This window comes from Vibrio sp. KUL78 (assembly GCF_059725505.1).
In genome coordinates this window covers 1227061-1242975 of record NZ_AP045837.1, presented here as the reverse complement: position 1 = coordinate 1242975, position 15915 = coordinate 1227061, and the positions used below count along the sequence as shown (strand labels likewise).

12 protein-coding genes and 4 tRNA genes are annotated in these 15915 nt (G+C 46.5%); 1 reads left to right on the top strand and 15 read right to left on the bottom strand.

Annotated elements, in window-relative coordinates:
• Nucleotides 1-33: 33 nt before the first annotated feature.
• From AC6I8Y_RS06040 to uvrY, 15 genes are all read right to left on the bottom strand, one after another.
• The gene (locus AC6I8Y_RS06040) at nucleotides 34-978 is read right to left on the bottom strand and encodes a DUF3179 domain-containing protein (protein ID WP_498021073.1); all 945 of its coding nucleotides are present in this window, start codon (nucleotides 976-978) and stop codon (nucleotides 34-36) included.
• A gap of 64 nt (nucleotides 979-1042) precedes the next feature.
• Nucleotides 1043-1492: a DUF1499 domain-containing protein gene (locus AC6I8Y_RS06035; RefSeq protein WP_052413014.1), complete on the bottom strand. Its 450-nt coding sequence runs from the start codon at nucleotides 1490-1492 to the stop codon at nucleotides 1043-1045.
• Nucleotides 1493-1626: 134 nt separating this feature from the next.
• The gene (locus AC6I8Y_RS06030) at nucleotides 1627-2187 is read right to left on the bottom strand and encodes a YceB family lipoprotein (RefSeq protein ID WP_498021071.1); all 561 of its coding nucleotides are present in this window, start codon (nucleotides 2185-2187) and stop codon (nucleotides 1627-1629) included.
• A 127-nt stretch (nucleotides 2188-2314) separates the two neighbouring features.
• On the bottom strand, nucleotides 2315-3448 hold the full coding sequence (gene nspC, locus AC6I8Y_RS06025) for a carboxynorspermidine decarboxylase (protein ID WP_498021069.1): 1134 nt from the start codon (nucleotides 3446-3448) through the stop codon (nucleotides 2315-2317).
• A 207-nt stretch (nucleotides 3449-3655) separates the two neighbouring features.
• Complete coding sequence (locus AC6I8Y_RS06020; protein WP_498021067.1) at nucleotides 3656-4900, bottom strand: carboxynorspermidine synthase; 1245 nt, start codon at nucleotides 4898-4900, stop codon at nucleotides 3656-3658.
• A 20-nt stretch (nucleotides 4901-4920) separates the two neighbouring features.
• A complete protein-coding gene (locus tag AC6I8Y_RS06015) occupies nucleotides 4921-7443 on the bottom strand; it encodes a pyridoxal phosphate-dependent class III aminotransferase (protein WP_498021065.1) in 2523 nt (840 codons plus the stop codon).
• Complete coding sequence (locus tag AC6I8Y_RS06010; RefSeq protein ID WP_498021063.1) at nucleotides 7436-7819, bottom strand: aminotransferase class III-fold pyridoxal phosphate-dependent enzyme; 384 nt, start codon at nucleotides 7817-7819, stop codon at nucleotides 7436-7438. Before AC6I8Y_RS06010 ends, AC6I8Y_RS06015 begins: the two co-directional genes overlap by 8 nt.
• Before the next feature lie 501 nt (nucleotides 7820-8320).
• Entirely contained in the window at nucleotides 8321-9043 is a 723-nt protein-coding gene (locus tag AC6I8Y_RS06005; protein ID WP_498021061.1) for a riboflavin synthase subunit alpha, read from the bottom strand.
• 132 nt (nucleotides 9044-9175) lie between these two features.
• Nucleotides 9176-9251 (bottom strand) — tRNA-Gly (locus tag AC6I8Y_RS06000).
• 27 nt (nucleotides 9252-9278) lie between these two features.
• Nucleotides 9279-9365 (bottom strand) — tRNA-Leu (locus AC6I8Y_RS05995).
• Between the two features lie 65 nt (nucleotides 9366-9430).
• Nucleotides 9431-9506 (bottom strand) — tRNA-Gly (locus tag AC6I8Y_RS05990).
• A gap of 18 nt (nucleotides 9507-9524) precedes the next feature.
• A tRNA-Cys gene (locus tag AC6I8Y_RS05985) sits at nucleotides 9525-9598 on the bottom strand.
• Between the two features lie 356 nt (nucleotides 9599-9954).
• Nucleotides 9955-10509, bottom strand: coding sequence for a CDP-diacylglycerol--glycerol-3-phosphate 3-phosphatidyltransferase (gene pgsA / locus AC6I8Y_RS05980; RefSeq protein WP_042499384.1), 555 nt, complete (start codon nucleotides 10507-10509; stop codon nucleotides 9955-9957).
• A gap of 48 nt (nucleotides 10510-10557) precedes the next feature.
• On the bottom strand, nucleotides 10558-12393 hold the full coding sequence (uvrC, locus tag AC6I8Y_RS05975; protein WP_498021059.1) for an excinuclease ABC subunit UvrC: 1836 nt from the start codon (nucleotides 12391-12393) through the stop codon (nucleotides 10558-10560).
• A 13-nt stretch (nucleotides 12394-12406) separates the two neighbouring features.
• Nucleotides 12407-13051, bottom strand: a complete 645-nt coding sequence (gene uvrY, locus AC6I8Y_RS05970) for a UvrY/SirA/GacA family response regulator transcription factor (RefSeq protein WP_006075673.1) — start codon at nucleotides 13049-13051, stop codon at nucleotides 12407-12409.
• Between the two features lie 485 nt (nucleotides 13052-13536).
• Between uvrY and AC6I8Y_RS05965 the strand changes: the two genes are divergently transcribed.
• Entirely contained in the window at nucleotides 13537-15915 is a 2379-nt protein-coding gene (locus AC6I8Y_RS05965; RefSeq protein WP_498021057.1) for a DNA polymerase II, read from the top strand.

Below are 15915 nucleotides of genomic sequence, written 5' to 3'. Positions count from 1 at the left end.
GCCCTAAGTAGCCAAACTTAGGGCTTGTTTCTATTACCCGCTAAAGATTTGGGTGTCTGGATAAAACGCATACCAAGCAAACCAAAACAGCAAGGTCGACGCCAATGTCTGACCGTCTTCATCGGTGACCCATGCTGATTGATTTTCGCTATCCCAGTGAATCTGGTATGAGGCGTTATCAAATGAATAATCAAACTGCGCCTTACCTTGCTTCTCGAGCTCACTAAATGGAAAGGCAATAGCACTGCCATCGACCAAAAGTCCCAATACCATCTCTTTTTGGTGGTACGCGCTTGGCGCTTGATTTGCCACAGGAAAATAGACATTGGGGTGTTCTCCATAGCCAGCGTAAGGATCGCGATTATAATCACGTCGATACCCAGTTTCTGTCGAGAGCACTTGGGTATCCGGGTACCTTTGAAGCCAGTTAGACCAACGTGATAATGTCATTGGGATCTGTTTGAGCTTACTGCCAACCTGCGGCCCCGCCACGGCTTCACCATGAATTTGCGACCACAGCGATTCGGTCTCCCTATCGTACATCAACACATCTGAGCTATACAGGAGCCCTGAAACACCAAACTCCAGTTCTCGTTGACCCACACCCTCTGGTTGGCTTTCAAACGCCATGCCGCTGCCACAAAGTGGACAATAACTCACTACGACGCGCTCACCTCCAACGGTATCATTAACTATTTCGTGCCAATTCAAAATGCTCAATGGATAAGCTTTCGCTTCACCGTTGATCACCAAACCAAGTACGATATCTCTTGGTTTCACACTCTGAGCTTTACGCCCTGATTCAAATTTTGGGTCGGTAAGTGCTGGGATACCGTCTCTAGGCGGACCGCCACTTTGGACCAAGTTCAACGGCACGGTTGCATTATCTAGGCTAAATCCATTAAGTGTTTTGGCAACGACTAACGAAGGAGTAAATAGAACTAAGGAAAGGGAAAATAGGGTAAGAATAGAACGCATGTTGCTCTCCTCATCGCAGCCACTTATCAGACAGACCGCTAATGAGGAGAATCACTTTCAGAGATTAGCCATTTGTTTGTCGAAACGCTTGAACAAACTCGTCATAACGTGCTCGGTTGACGCCTGCATCACTGTATCCGGTACGAGATTGAGAACGATAATGCATCACACCATTGTCGGCATCGAAATAGAGCTCTACGTCGTCATGAAAACGCATCAGAGGTGTTGTAAACACCGCATGAACGTAATCGCCGCTATCCGTTACCACCTCGTTGCGTCCCAACGTTTTTAGCGCTGCCAATGCGCGCGCTTTTGCCGTCGCGAGATCATCAAAGGCAATCGGTTGAACCTGTTTTTCTGGGATTTTAGTCTGCGAGGAGACGGCATTAGGTGTGGAAGGCATGCGCGCCAACTGTCCACCATCCACGCCCAAATACGACGGCATACTATTGTTTTTGTAAAACATGTAACCGATGAGAACCAGGGCTAATGTAGTGATAATTTTGCTAATCATGAACCGTCCTTTTGCTGTTGGCTGCGAGAGTTGTCTCTCTATTTTTCCAATTGAATGAATAGATTACACACTATAGTCGATTCTGGTCAAACCAGATCACTTCGTCCTACAAAATCGCTGCCTGAGTCAAAATCCTAGTCAAAGAAATCAATAACCAGCTTGTTGCTCTCAACCGTCACTTTAGGATTCGACGATTTAAGCAGCGACTGCTTAACTGTGCTCTCATCAAGCTGGTACACCGGATAACTCGATACTGCATTACCAATCAAAGATACTGCGGGCTTAATAAGCTGCCTTATTTCTGGCGTCAGTATCGAACCATCCTCATCGAGCCGCTCTAGACGGAGTGACTTTAGAAACACTTCGCCCGTCTCTTTTTTATACTCTGGGATGGCGCTAAACTCGATGTCCAAATCCAAATTCATGTCTGGTTGGCTCATCATTTGGAGCTCCGCTGTGGTGTTGGCATACACCGCAACTCTGTCTTTGTCAGCACGACCAATATTCACTTTTAAGTCGTCGACAGAAATCTTAGCGTAAAGAACATCTTCTATACCGACCGCCTGAACAAGCTTTAGGTTTTGATTTAGATAGTCCGTCATCTCTTGCTCCGTAACGCTGTAACTCACACACCCAGACAGGCTAAGCAAGAGAACAAACAGCCCGAAAAACTTGGCAGAGAACAATGTATTCATCAGAAAAGGCTCCTGGAAAAGAGTGAAGCGCATACCGCATATCTTGTTAAAAGATAGGGGCTTATAAAAAAACAGGCAAGCACTAAGTGCCTGCCTGCTATTTTCAATATTCATGTTCTGCGACGAGCTAACTAACTGACCACTGAGACAGTGAGCGCTTAAAGTCCTCATAGCCAAACTCGTTGAGTTTCTCGATGTTGCCCGATGAACGTTCGCAATAAATTGATGGCATTTTCAATCCGTTGAACCAGTTCAACTTCACCATGGTATAGCCTGCGCTATCCATAATATGTAGCTGCTGACCTACTTTTAGCGGCTCGTCGAAGTTAGCCACACAGAACTGGTCGCCAGCGAGGCAAGAGCAAGATCCAATCACGTATTCATACTCACCTTCTGAGTTAGCTTCCAGAATGGATGCTGGCTCATCGTAGATCAGCGTATCCAAGCGGTGGGCTTCAGTCGCTGAGTTAACAATCGCCGTCTTCTTCTCATTCTCGACAATATCCACCACGGTCACCACAAGATCTGTGGTTTTCGTGATGATGGCTTCACCCGGCTCCAGATACATCTGGACACCGTGTTTTTCAGAGAAGGCTTTTAGAGCAGCACCAAGCTTATCAATATCGTAGCCAGGCCAAGTGAAGAATACGCCGCCACCCATGCTCACCCAATCAAGCTTATCGAGGTGCTCGCCAAACTGCTCAGAAATCGAATCAAGCAAGCTAATAAATGCATCTACATCTTTGTTCTCACAGTTCATATGGAACATGACGCCATCGATACTTTCAAATACCGAAGAGTCGATATGGTCAGCTTGCACACCAAGACGAGAATACTTACGCGCTGGGTTCGCTAGATCTTGCCCTGCGTAGCTCACGCCTGGGTTAAGTCTAAGACCCAATGATGCCTTACCCTCAACAATATGGCGGTAAGCCGCTAACTGAGACTGAGAGTTAAAAATCATCTTGTCACAGATATCCGCCACTTCGCGCACATCGTCTTCGGTGTAACCCACACTGTAAGCGTGCGTCTCTCCACCAAAGGTTTCATGACCAAGCTTTACCTCAAATGGACCACTACTGGTTGAGCCATCTAGATACGGTTTAATGATGTCGAAAACACCCCAAGTTGAAAAACACTTCAATGCGAGAACGAGCTTAACACCTGAGATCTCTTTGAGGTGTTTGGCCTTTTCTAGGTTTTCGATCAGCTTAGATTCGTTGATCATGAAGTATGGGGTTTTGAGTTGAGATTTGTTCATGGTTTGCGTTCCGGGTGATGATTGGGGATTTTAGCAGGTTTTGAGGATTGGTGGTTTTACCCCTCCTAGCCTCCCCTTATTAAGGGGAGGAACAGATGGCTCGCTGACGCGTCGCCTGATCTAAAGCTAGGCGATGCGACGTTAGGAGCTTGCCTGTAGTTCTCCCCCTTGCGAAGGGGGAGTTAGAGGGGGTAAAGCTCTTAAACCCTACTTCAAAACCTGAATATCCGGCCCACCGACTTCCAGCTCTTGAACATGCCAATCCAAACCAATCTCTGGCATTGTCTCCAAGAACGGATCTGGGTCTAGCTGCTCCATGTTGAACACACCAGCATCTGCCCACTTACCGCGGAAGTACTGAAGTGCCGCAGTAATAGCCGGAACACCGGTAGTGTAAGAGATCGCTTGATGCTCAACATCTTCGTAAGCGACTTCGTGGTCAGCGTTGTTGTAGATGAAGACTGAACGCTCTTTACCGTCTTTCTTACCTTGAACCCAAGTACCGATACACGTTTTACCTGTGTAGCCCGGAGCTAGAGAGGTTGGATCTGGTAGCAGTGCTTTAAGCACGTGTAGTGGTTGTACAACCGTTCCGTCGTGCAGAGTTAGCGGGTCTGGGCTCAGTAGACCAATATCGCGCATGCAGTTGAAGTAGTTCAGGTAAGTGTCACCGAAGCCCATCCAGAATTCGATACGTTTTGCAGGAATGAATTCTTGCATTGAACGAACTTCATCGTGCGCCATAGAGTAAACCTTGTGCTTGCCCACTAGCGGGAAATCAAACTCAAGCATGCGTGAGTGACATTCCACTTGCTTCCACTCGCCATTTTCCCAGTAGAAAGAATCGCCTTGGATTTCAAGCATGTTGGTTTCTGGGTCGAAGTTCGTCGCGAACTTCTTACCGTGGTCACCTGCATTTACGTCCATAACATCGATGGTATCTATCTCATCGAACAAATGCTTCACTGCGTAAGCAGCAAACACACTTACTACGCCTGGATCAAAGCCAGCACCTAGGATACCGGTGATACCCGCTTCTTTAAACTTGTCGCGGAAACCCCATTGCCAGTCGTATGCTTGCGGTACTTGCTGACCTTCAGAGCATAGGTCAACAGCGACCGATGTATCTAGGTAAGACACCTTCGCTTGTAGGCACGCTTCCATGATGGTGATGTTCACCCAAGGAGGACCCGCGTTGATCACTAGATCAGGTTTTACTTCGTTGATCAAAGCGACTAGCGCTTCAACATCGTCTGCATTAACAGCGCGAGCTTCTAGCTTTTTAGTTGTATCTTTTAGGTTGTTTTTGCCCTTGATTGACTCAATGATTTTTTCACATTTCGCTACTGTGCGCGAAGCGATAGTGATATCACCTAGTACATCGTTGTTTTGAGCCGCTTTGTGTGCGACTACCCAACCAACACCACCAGCACCAATTTGTAGAATTGCCATTTGTTTGTTTCCTTTTTCTCTTAGTGAGAGTTAGTTAGCTCAAGGGCTAATTGATGAATATTGTTCAGAAGCGTTTCGAAATCCGATAGCTTCAAGCAAGGGTTTAAGATGGTAAATTTCAGTGCCGAGTGGCCGTTTACTACCGTCTCCCCGAGTACCGCAACGCCGCGAGTCAGCGCTTCGATACGAATTGTTTTGTTAAACTGCTCTAGGTCATCAGCATCACTGTTTACCGCTCTGAATAGAACCGTTGATAGCGACGGCTCTGCCAATAGCTCAAACTGCGGATGTGCTTTAACAAGCTTAGCCACTTGCTGAGTTTGATCCATTAGATGATCGTACATGTCACCTAGTGCGTCTGGACCAACGTTTTGCATGGTCATAAAGACCTTCAACGCATCAAAACGCTTGGTCGTCGCGATGGATTTATCGACCAAGTTCGGCAGTTCGTCATGTTCACGATTTAAGTAATCGGCGTGGTGAAGCAGATACTTGAAGTTAGCTCGATCTTTAAGAAGCAGTGAGCCGCAGCTGATTGTTTGGTAGAACAGCTTATGGAAATCGACACTCACTGAATCGGCTTTTTCGATCCCTTGGAGCTTGTCTTTATGACTACTTAGGATCAGCGCGCCACCGTAAGCACTGTCTACGTGGAACCAAAGACCGAACTGGGAAGAAATATCCGCAAGTGTTGCTAAGTCATCGATCGCGCCGTGATCTGTGGTACCCGCAGTGCCAACTAGTGCGAACGGAATTAACCCTTGTTCTTTGAGTGCTGTGATGTCAGCAAGCAAAGCATCTGTTTTTATCGTGCCATTCTCATGAGTCGCCACACAGTGCACGGCTTTTTCACCAAGTCCAAGAAGTGACGCTGACTTCTGAACGGTAAAGTGAGATTTGTCTGAGCAAACAATACGCAGTTTATCGGCGTAGCTTGGCAGACCTAGTTTTTGAATTGAGTGGCCATCAGTGACATCCGCAATGCGATCGCGAGCCAGTAGCAAGCCCATTAAGTTACTTTGCGTACCACCACTGGTGAAAATGCCGTCCGCATCTTCGCCCAGCTCGTATCGCTCACATAGCCAATCTAGAACCTTTTGCTCAACATAAGTCGCCGCAGATGCTTGATCCCAAGAGTCCATCGACTGGTTTAGCGCTGCAATCATCGCCTCTGCTGCCACCGCTGGCATCAAAGGAGGCGTATGCAGATGCGCAATACAATCAGGGTGCTGAGTGAAGATAGAGTGTTCCGCAACCAGCCCAGCGGTTTCATCAACGACGCTTTGTAGGTTGCTGTTTTGACTATCAAGATTTACGTCATTGATAAGTGTTTCGAGCGTTTTCGGATCCAAACCAGAATAGGGTTTGCTCACTTTCTCAAACACTTCTTTCATAGCTTGAGTCGTGTGATTCATCACCTGAGCAAACTCAGTCGCACCTTGCTCACCAGTGTGGATAAAGTGCTTACGCCAGCTAGATTCCTTCGCTTGCTGCTCAGTTTTCTCGCCGCCGCCTGCAACAATGATCGCCTCTTCGATAGTGCGTAGGGCAAAGTCAATCTGCTCAAAGCTGATGATTAGAGGTGGTAAGAAGCGAATAACAGAGCCGTCACGACCGCCCTTTTCAACCATCAAACCGCGCTCCAGCGCTGCACGTTGAATCGCGAGCGTTAGTTCGCCATCAGCGACAGGCTCACCAAACTTGTTGTGCTCACCGGTTGGTTTTACGATCTCAACGCCAAGCATCAGACCTTTACCACGAACTTCGGCAATGCAGTTAACGCGATCTTTGATTTTGTTTAGACCCAATCGCAGATATTCGCCGGCAATGCTTGCATGCTCGACAAGGTTATCTCGCTCGATGATCTCCAGTGCTTTTGCACCCGATACCATGGCTAATTGGTTACCGCGGAATGTGCCCGTATGTTCGCCAGCATTCCATGTATCGACCTTTTTGTTGAATACAAGGATCGACATTGGCAAACCACCGCCAATCGCTTTAGAAAGACAAAGAATATCTGGGCTGATACCGGCTTCTTCGAAGGCAAATCGGTAACCCGTTTTACCCACACCGCACTGAATCTCATCGAGAATCAGTAGAATCTCATGCTCATCACAAATCCTACGCAGCTCTTTGAGCCAAAACGCTGGAGCCGGAATCACACCGCCCTCGCCTTGTACTGGTTCAACGATGATCGCTGCTGGTTTCATGATGCCAGCTTCGTCATCATTAAGAAGCCGCTCAATGTAGCGAATACTCTGCTTGGCACCCGCATCACCACCCAGTCCAAATGGACAACGTAAGCTATACGGGAACGGCATAAAATGCACGTCTGACATGAGACCGGTACGACGCGCTTTAGTGCCAAGGTTACCCATCATGCCCATGGTGCCATTCGTCATGCCGTGATACGCACCGCGGAATGCAAACATGGTGTTACGGCCCGTGGTTTGCTTCGCCAGTTTAATGGCAGCTTCTACTGCATCAGCACCTGAAGGACCACAGAACTGAATCACAGATTCAGTCGCGAACTGTTCAGGCAAAAAAGGCTTTAACGCGTTTGATAAAGCGAGCTTTCGATTCGGTCGTGATATCTAGCGTTTGATACGGTAGACCAGAATCTAGCTGCTCTTTAAGGGCTTGGTTGATCTCCGGATGGTTGTAACCCATCGCCAAGGTACCTGCGCCAGCAAGGCAATCTAAGAAAATTTGACCGCGAGTATCTTCCACCAACGCTCCATAGGCTCGTTTAATGGCAATCGGAAGACGACGTGGGTACGAACGTACTTCTGACTCATGCTCGGCTTGGTCTAGTAATACTTGATCTGGGGTCAGATCGTAGGTGCCTTCAACGTGTGGAACTTGGACCGAAATCGAAGACGCGAATTCTTTAGAATCAAATTCGAATGCTGTACTCATTTATTTGTAACCTGATTTTACGCGCACAGTATTGGCTGTCACGCGAACAACAAAACGAGCCCCATCTGAACAACAGATGTGACGAAGCCCAACGCACTTGCGCTAGGAAAAGAGATCGATTCTGTAAATCAAGGCTCCGTGATACTACGATTTACGCGCAATACACAGTTTGGAAGTACAAAGCTGATTTTTGAGTGAGAGTTAATGAGTTTCAATGTTGGGTTTCCCATTAATATGCCTATCCAGGCACCAGTATCCCGTCTACTGATTATTGGCATAATCAGTACCTACCCTACGTCGTATCACAATCAGCTTGAATGGTTACGACGCGTATCCCCCAGATTCATTCCGAGATTGCGCGGGAAAATAACATAGAACTCATTATCATCGCAACCGTTTTTATCACGTAAAACACGGGTCACTAGTTACGTATTATTGCGCAATATTAAACTGCTGACATAAAAAAACCGCCTCTGCAGAGGCGGCCTATTCGAAAGCTAACTATTGGTCTTTTTTGTCGCTCAGACTTTTGGTGGTTGCATGACCAATTGTGTCTACGTCTACACCATTTTGCTCAAGGAATTTTTCGAACATCGGCAGCAGTGGGCCAAGAGTTTCAGCTATGGTATCCCTCACTGTGTCGACGACGACCTGAGTGCCTCGCTCGATCTCAATATTGACGTCGTCACCAACACCTTTGCCTTCAAACGTCGTCATACGACGAGTTTCTGGAATAAGCCAGACATCAAACCAGCCTTCTTGCTTATCCACCTCTGAAACCGTCAGACTAGCACCATTGATCGCAATATAGCCTTTAGGGAACACATATGGCTTCCACTCTTTTGGCAACTGAAACTTGATTCGGTAGTTATCTTCTTGCTGCTCTACCGATACCAACGGTGTTTTGAAATCAACATGACCAGATAATGGGTGACCGCCAATCTCAGCGCCGTCTTTAGCGGCACGTTCTACGTTGATCATCTGGCCTTGCTCAAAAGAGCTTAGCGTTGTGATATTGAGACTCTGCAACATAACATCAAACGACAAACGCGTGTCCGTTTGTATCTCAGTTACCGTCAAACAGACGCCATCTACAGCGATACTCGCGCCGATTTCAACATCGGTACAAAACCCTTGTTCGAAGTCGATTTCAAAGGTGCGAATGCCGTTTAGGTCTGTAATTTTATCAATAGTGGCGACAGATTGAATAATACCGGTAAACATAGATGCCTCGATTTATCATTAGAGTGCTTATAGTACGGACATCATTGCAAAAAGAATCAGCAAGATAAAGGCTAAAGATGGAAAAGTATTAGAACGAAAAAACCCCAGCATTTCTGCTGGGGTTTTTATGTTTGGAGCGACACACGAGGTTCGAACTCGTGACCTCAACCTTGGCAAGGTTGCGCTCTACCAACTGAGCTAGTGTCGCATTTGTCTTTACAGACTAAATTTGAGATGGTGCCCCGGGCCGGACTTGAACCGGCACAACGCGAACGTCGAGGGATTTTAAATCCCTTGTGTCTACCAATTCCACCACCAGGGCACGCAAAATCCTTTGCGATGGAGACACCATCTTGATACCGCCTTCAAGGCCATATCACTATAATTTGGAGCGACACACGAGGTTCGAACTCGTGACCTCAACCTTGGCAAGGTTGCGCTCTACCAACTGAGCTAGTGTCGCATACTCTCTAAGAGAGAATGGAGGCGCCTCCCGGAGTCGAACCGAGGTCCACGGATTTGCAATCCGCTGCATAGCCACTCTGCCAAGGCGCCTTCTTGTTACTCATGAAGCTTTGCTTTTCGCTTTCGTTTTGAGCAGTTCCTCTTGAGTACGGGAGGCATTTTACGCAATCAGGAAAATGAGTCAACACGTTTTTTGATATTTTGAATCGTTTGACCAAGAAATACCCAAAAAGCGCCAATTTGCTCAATTTTCTAGCAAAAACATGCACATTTAAGACTAGAAAACTTGTCAACTTACCAAAATATGCCTAACCGACAAGCCTAATAGAGCTTACCTATCATCGCATTCGCAAGAGCCATATCAAAGACTACGCCGCGCTAAAATGCAAAAAGGCGAGCTTACTGCTCGCCTTAATATTCAATACTATTATTCGTTGCCGCGCTAACTACTTATCAGCGTTAAGCAAATCGTCTTTTGCCGCTGCGAGATATTGCATCATTGACCAATACGTCAAAACCGTCGCGACATACAGTGCCACATAGCCAACCCAAATCATCCAATCGTCATAACGCCAAATCAGCACCCAGAGCGCAAACATTTGAGAAACGGTTTTGACTTTACCAACCCAAGATACGGCCACGCTCGCGCGTTTGCCAATCTCAGCCATCCACTCACGCAATGCAGAAATAATAATTTCTCGAGCAATCATGGTTACTGCAGGGATGGTGACCCAAATAGAGTGATAATGTTCGGTGATAAGAATAAGTGCAGTTGCCACGAGGACCTTATCGGCAACAGGATCGATGAAAGCGCCAAAACGGGACGTTTGACCAAGCTTTCTCGCTAACATCCCATCGAGCCAGTCAGTGAAGCCTGCCACCCAGAATATCATAGCGGCTGCAAACGGCGCCCAGCTATACGGAAGATAGAAAGCAACGACGAACACGGGGATGAGAAATAATCTCAACAAAGACAGAATGTTAGGGATGTTTAAACGCATATTATTATCGGCTCTATTTTACTGCCTGTTTATGTTGCGGGATTTTCTTTACTGTTTCAATGCTTGATAGATGTTTTCTGCCAAAGAAATGCTAATTCCTGGGACTTTGGCGATTTCTTCTACACTTGCACGTTTGAGTTCTTGCAAACCACCCATGTATTTTAACAAGGCTTGTCTGCGTTTCGGACCGATGCCCTCAATACCTTCTAAAGGACTGGTTCGACGCGCTTTGGCGCGTTTCGCTCTATGTCCAGCAATCGCATGATTATGACTTTCATCACGAATGTGTTGAATTAAGTGCAATGCCGGCGCATCGCTTGGTAAGTTAAACTCTCTACCTTCTGGAGTGATAAGGGTTTCGAGACCGGGTTTACGGGTTACACCCTTGGCGATACCAATCATTAGTGGGCGTTTTGGCCAATCGTCCCAATACTCAGAAACTATGTCCACCGCTCGGTTTAGCTGACCTTTACCACCATCAATAAAAATAATATCTGGAATTTTATCTACATCGATCTGTTTGGAGTAGCGGCGTTCAAGCACTTGTCCCACCGCTGCATAGTCATCGCCACCAGTAATGCCGGTAATGTTGTATCGACGATACTCCTGCTTCACAGGCCCTTCTTGGTTAAACACAACACATGACGCAATGGTGTTCTCACCCATAGTGTGACTGATATCGAAACATTCCATACGGGCGATGTTTTCGATATTCAACGCATCTTGAAGCGCTTTGAAGCGTTGGTTGATGGTCATCTTGTGATTGATCTTTGTCGTGATCGCGGTAAGCGCGTTAGTGTTCGACAGTTTCAGGTAGCGTCCCCTCGCCCCAGTCGGATTGATGTGGAACACGACTTTACGACCCGCAATTTCCGTTAAAGCCTTGGACATGTCATTGACGTCTTCCACCAAGCCATCATTAAGAATGATGCGAGTCGGAATTGTGCGAGACTCAGAATGGTTGAGGTAGTACTGACTCAAGAAGCTGTAAAACACCTCTGACTGCTCAGTATTGTTCGGTATCTTCGGAAAATGACTGCGACTGCCTAAAATCTTGCCTTGTCGAATCATCAAGATGTGAACACACGCCACACCGTTTTCCTGAGCAAAACCCAATACGTCCATATCGTCATCACTGTCTTCAGAAACAAACTGCTGTTCTTGAACACGCCTTATCGCCTGGATCTGATCGCGATACTTAGCCGCTTGCTCAAAGGCAAGGTTACGGCTAGCATCGTCCATTTTCTCCACCAGCATTTGCACCACATTCTTGTCTTTACCTTGTAAAAACAAACGCAGTAAGCCAACCAGTTCCGTATACTCGTCGTCGGAAATAATAGAACTCACACAAGGACCGGCGCAGCGACCAATCTGATACATCAGGCATGGGCGACTTCGGTTAGCATAGACAGAGTCCTCGCACTGTCTAACCGGGAAAATGCGCTGTAACAGGTGAAGTGTTTGTCTTACGGCACCAGAATCTGGATAGGGTCCAAAATACTCCCCTTTTTTGCGCCTTGCTCCGCGATGCATGGATAACCGTGGATGCTTATGACCAGACAAAAAGATGTACGGATAGGATTTATCGTCTCTCAACAGTACGTTGTATTTAGGCAGGTACTGTTTGATATAGTTGTGCTCAAGAATTAACGCTTCCGTTTCGGTATGCGTTACTGTCACGTCTATTTTATTGATGTTACTGACCAACGCGCGCGTTTTTTCACTATCGACACGTTTTCGAAAGTAACTAGAGAGGCGTTTTTTAAGGTCTTTGGCTTTGCCGACGTAAATAACGACTGACTCGGCGTCGTACATACGGTAGACGCCGGGTTGGTTTGTTACGGTTTTGAGGAAGGATGTTGAGTCAAAAATGGGTTCCGACACGCGATGTTCTCAACTACAACGTCTCAGTATCTAGCATTCCATGTCGAATCGCTAAGTGAGTCAGTTCAACATCACCGTTGATATCCAGTTTGCTAAACAAACGGTATCGATAGCTGTTCACGGTTTTCGGGCTCAGGCTCAACTGCTCTGAGATATCCGTTACCTTTTGCCCTTTAGTAATCATCATCATGATTTGAAGTTCACGTTCAGAAAGATCTTTGAACGGGTTCTCTGATGCTGATGAAAACTGGCTTAGCGCCATCTGCTGAGCGATCTCAGGAGAGATGTAACGCTGACCGCTGTTGACTAGACGAATGGCATTCACCATTTCATCAGGCGCAGCGCCCTTGGTCAGGTAACCCGCGGCACCTGCCTGCATAACTTTTGTCGGAAATGGATTTTCCGTATGCACAGTTAACACGATGATCTTAATGTCTGGATTATGGCGAAGGATTTTTTTCGTCGCTTCTAGTCCACCAATGCCAGGCATATTCATGTCCATTAAAATGACGTCAACATGGTTGCTACGACACCATTTTACGGCTTCTTCACCACTGTCAGCTTCCCCTGCTACATTCATTCCACGGACGTCTTCGATAATACGTCGTATCCCTGTGCGAACCAGTTCGTGATCATCTACAAGGAAAACATTAATCAAACTTGTATCTCCACACTTATCTATTGGCTCTGCGACCACTTGAGGTTAGTGGATAGCAGCATGGCTGACTATCATACCTCATGTTACGTTTAAATGCTCCCATACAAATCGTGCACGGGCGCAAAGTTTGCGAAACACATTACGACGAAGATTCGACGTCGTCAATCAGAAAAACTTTAAAATCATTAGGTTACAAATCATACAACCATTAGCTATCTCTAACCTAACCCCCCGATTTATGGGCATAAATCCCCTTTACACCCCTATGAAACATCTAGCACACTATACTCTAGATATTTGCAAAATATCGATATAAATCACTATTCTAGAAACATGGTGTTACCACTAAAGTTTAGCTCATATTGAGGTACTTTGGCTCTGAATAGACCTTTGTTACACTTGCTCATCACTCAGAGCTATTATTGAGTAAATATTTTGCACAAAATTTACTCAGCCACAGCAAACCATGTAGGAATTCGCTTCATTTGGACATTCATCAAGGCTTCTTGTTAACCCGCCAAGCGAGAGACTCTCGTTCAGGCCCACAGATAGAGCTGTGGCTCTCTACCCCACAAGGTCCTGCGCAGGTACTCATAGAAGGGCAGAAGCCCGTATTTTTCGTACCTACCGAGACTAAAGATTTAGTACACCATACGGCTAAAGAAGCCGGTCTCGCGATCACAGTTCATGACGTTGAAATGACAAGCTTCGATGGTCAAACCCTTGCAGCGGTTTATAGCAACTCAATAGCGGCCGCACGTCAGCTCAACGACAAGCTTATTTCACTTGATGTTTTAGTATTAGAGGCGGACATTAAACTCGCTGATCGCTTTCTTATGGAGCGTTTTATTCAGGGCAGCTTAGCCGTTGCTGGGAAGACCGAAGTGGTCAACTCGGGGCTTCCTAATCAATTTTTGAGAATCACCGATGCCAAATGTAAGGCACATGATTATAAACCTGATCTCAACGTAGTTTCTCTCGATATCGAGTGCTCAGAAAAAGGTGTACTTTATTCAATCGGTCTCGACAGTCCAAAAGACAGCAGAGTGATCATGATTGGTGAGCCGCAAGCTTGCGAGACACCGACACAATGGGTCAGTGATGAAAAATCCCTACTGCTGGCCCTCAATGACTGGTTCCAAGCTTTCGACCCGGATGTTGTCGTCGGTTGGAGCGTAATCGACTTTGATTTTAAGCTGCTAAACAAACGTGCCGAGTTCAACAACGTGGTACTGTCACTAGGTAGGAATAACCAGAAAATCTATTTTCGCACCTTACCGTCGAGTCAACAGAGTTTTATCACCATGCCCGGTAGAGTGGTGTTGGATGGGATTGATACGCTAAAAACAGCGACCTATAACTTTCGTTCTTGGTCACTCGAATCTGTATCACGTGAGTTATTGGGCGAAGGCAAAGCAATACATAACGTGCACGACCGCATGGATGAAATAAATTCGATGTTCCGTCGTGATAAACCGTCTCTTGCTAAGTACAACTTGCAAGACTGTGTGCTCGTAAACCGAATCTTTGACCATACTCATTTACTTCAGTTTGCTATCGAGCGCACCAAGCTGACTGGTGTGGAGCTGGACCGGGTCGGAGGCTCAGTCGCGGCGTTCACCAACCTTTATTTACCAAGGTTACACCGTGCTCACTATGCCGCCCCCAACCTTCACCCAGAAAACTGGGTAGCTAGCCCTGGCGGTTATGTCATGGATTCCATTCCCGGCTTGTATGATTCTGTGCTGGTTTTAGATTTCAAAAGCCTCTATCCATCGATTATTCGCTCTTTTCTCATTGACCCTATGGGCCTGATCGAGGGGCTAAAGCAGGAAATCGGCAAAAATAAGGACCAAGCCGTCGCAGGATTTCGAGGTGGTCAATTCCACCGTACACAGCATTTTCTTCCGAATTTAATCCAAGATTTATGGAAAGCGCGCGACGTTGCAAAAATCAACAATGAAAAGGCATTCTCACAAGCCATTAAGATCATAATGAACTCGTTTTACGGCGTTCTGGGTTCCTCTGGCTGCCGCTTTTTTGATACTCGACTCGCCTCCTCTATCACCATGCGTGGTCACGAGATCATGAAAACCACTAAGAAACTGATTGAAGCACAAGGCTACCAGGTGATTTATGGCGATACCGATTCGACGTTTGTCTCTCTAAATGGAGCGTTCACACCTGAAGAAGCCGATAAGGTAGGTAACGACTTGGTCACGTCTATCAATCAATGGTGGACCGAGCACCTAGAGCAGGAATACCAGCTAACCTCAATTCTTGAGTTAGAGTACGAAACCCATTATCAGCGCTTTTTAATGCCAACAATACGTGGCTCAGAGACTGGCTCGAAGAAGCGATATGCCGGCCTTATCGGACAAGGTAGCAACGAAAGGCTTATTTTCAAAGGGCTTGAAAGTGCCAGAACCGACTGGACAGCCTTATCGCAAGAGTTCCAGCAGACACTCTACATGATGGTGTTTAAGCATCAAGATCCGACGGATTACGTTCGTGAGTTTGTCGAATCAACACTAAGAGGCGAGCACGATGAGCAGTTGATTTATCAAAAACGACTTCGTAGAAAGTTGCATGAATATCAAAAGAACGTTCCGCCTCAGGTTCGAGCAGCAAGGATGGCGGATGAGATTAATCAGCAGTTAGGGCGTCCTTTACAGTATCAGAACCGAGGTCGTATTGAATATGTGATTACGGTTAATGGACCTGAACCAAAAGAGTATCAGCGCTCCCCTATCGACTATCAACACTATATTGATAAGCAGCTAAGACCTGTGGCAGAAGCCATCCTGCCATTTATCGGAATGAACTTCGATGATTTAAGTGCGCCTCAAATGGGGTTGTTCTAG

Excerpts from the sequence above, each read along its gene's own strand:
- AC6I8Y_RS06040 (WP_498021073.1), bottom strand. The coding sequence starts at position 978 with ATGCGTTCTATTCTTACCCTATTTTCCCTTTCCTTAGTTCTATTTACT.
- AC6I8Y_RS06035 (WP_052413014.1), bottom strand. The coding sequence starts at position 1,492 with ATGATTAGCAAAATTATCACTACATTAGCCCTGGTTCTCATCGGTTAC.
- AC6I8Y_RS06030 (WP_498021071.1), bottom strand. The coding sequence starts at position 2,187 with ATGAATACATTGTTCTCTGCCAAGTTTTTCGGGCTGTTTGTTCTCTTG.
- nspC (WP_498021069.1), bottom strand. The coding sequence starts at position 3,448 with ATGAACAAATCTCAACTCAAAACCCCATACTTCATGATCAACGAATCT.
- AC6I8Y_RS06020 (WP_498021067.1), bottom strand. The coding sequence starts at position 4,900 with ATGGCAATTCTACAAATTGGTGCTGGTGGTGTTGGTTGGGTAGTCGCA.
- AC6I8Y_RS06010 (WP_498021063.1), bottom strand. The coding sequence starts at position 7,819 with ATGAGTACAGCATTCGAATTTGATTCTAAAGAATTCGCGTCTTCGATT.
- AC6I8Y_RS06005 (WP_498021061.1), bottom strand. The coding sequence starts at position 9,043 with ATGTTTACCGGTATTATTCAATCTGTCGCCACTATTGATAAAATTACA.
- pgsA (WP_042499384.1), bottom strand. The coding sequence starts at position 10,509 with ATGCGTTTAAACATCCCTAACATTCTGTCTTTGTTGAGATTATTTCTC.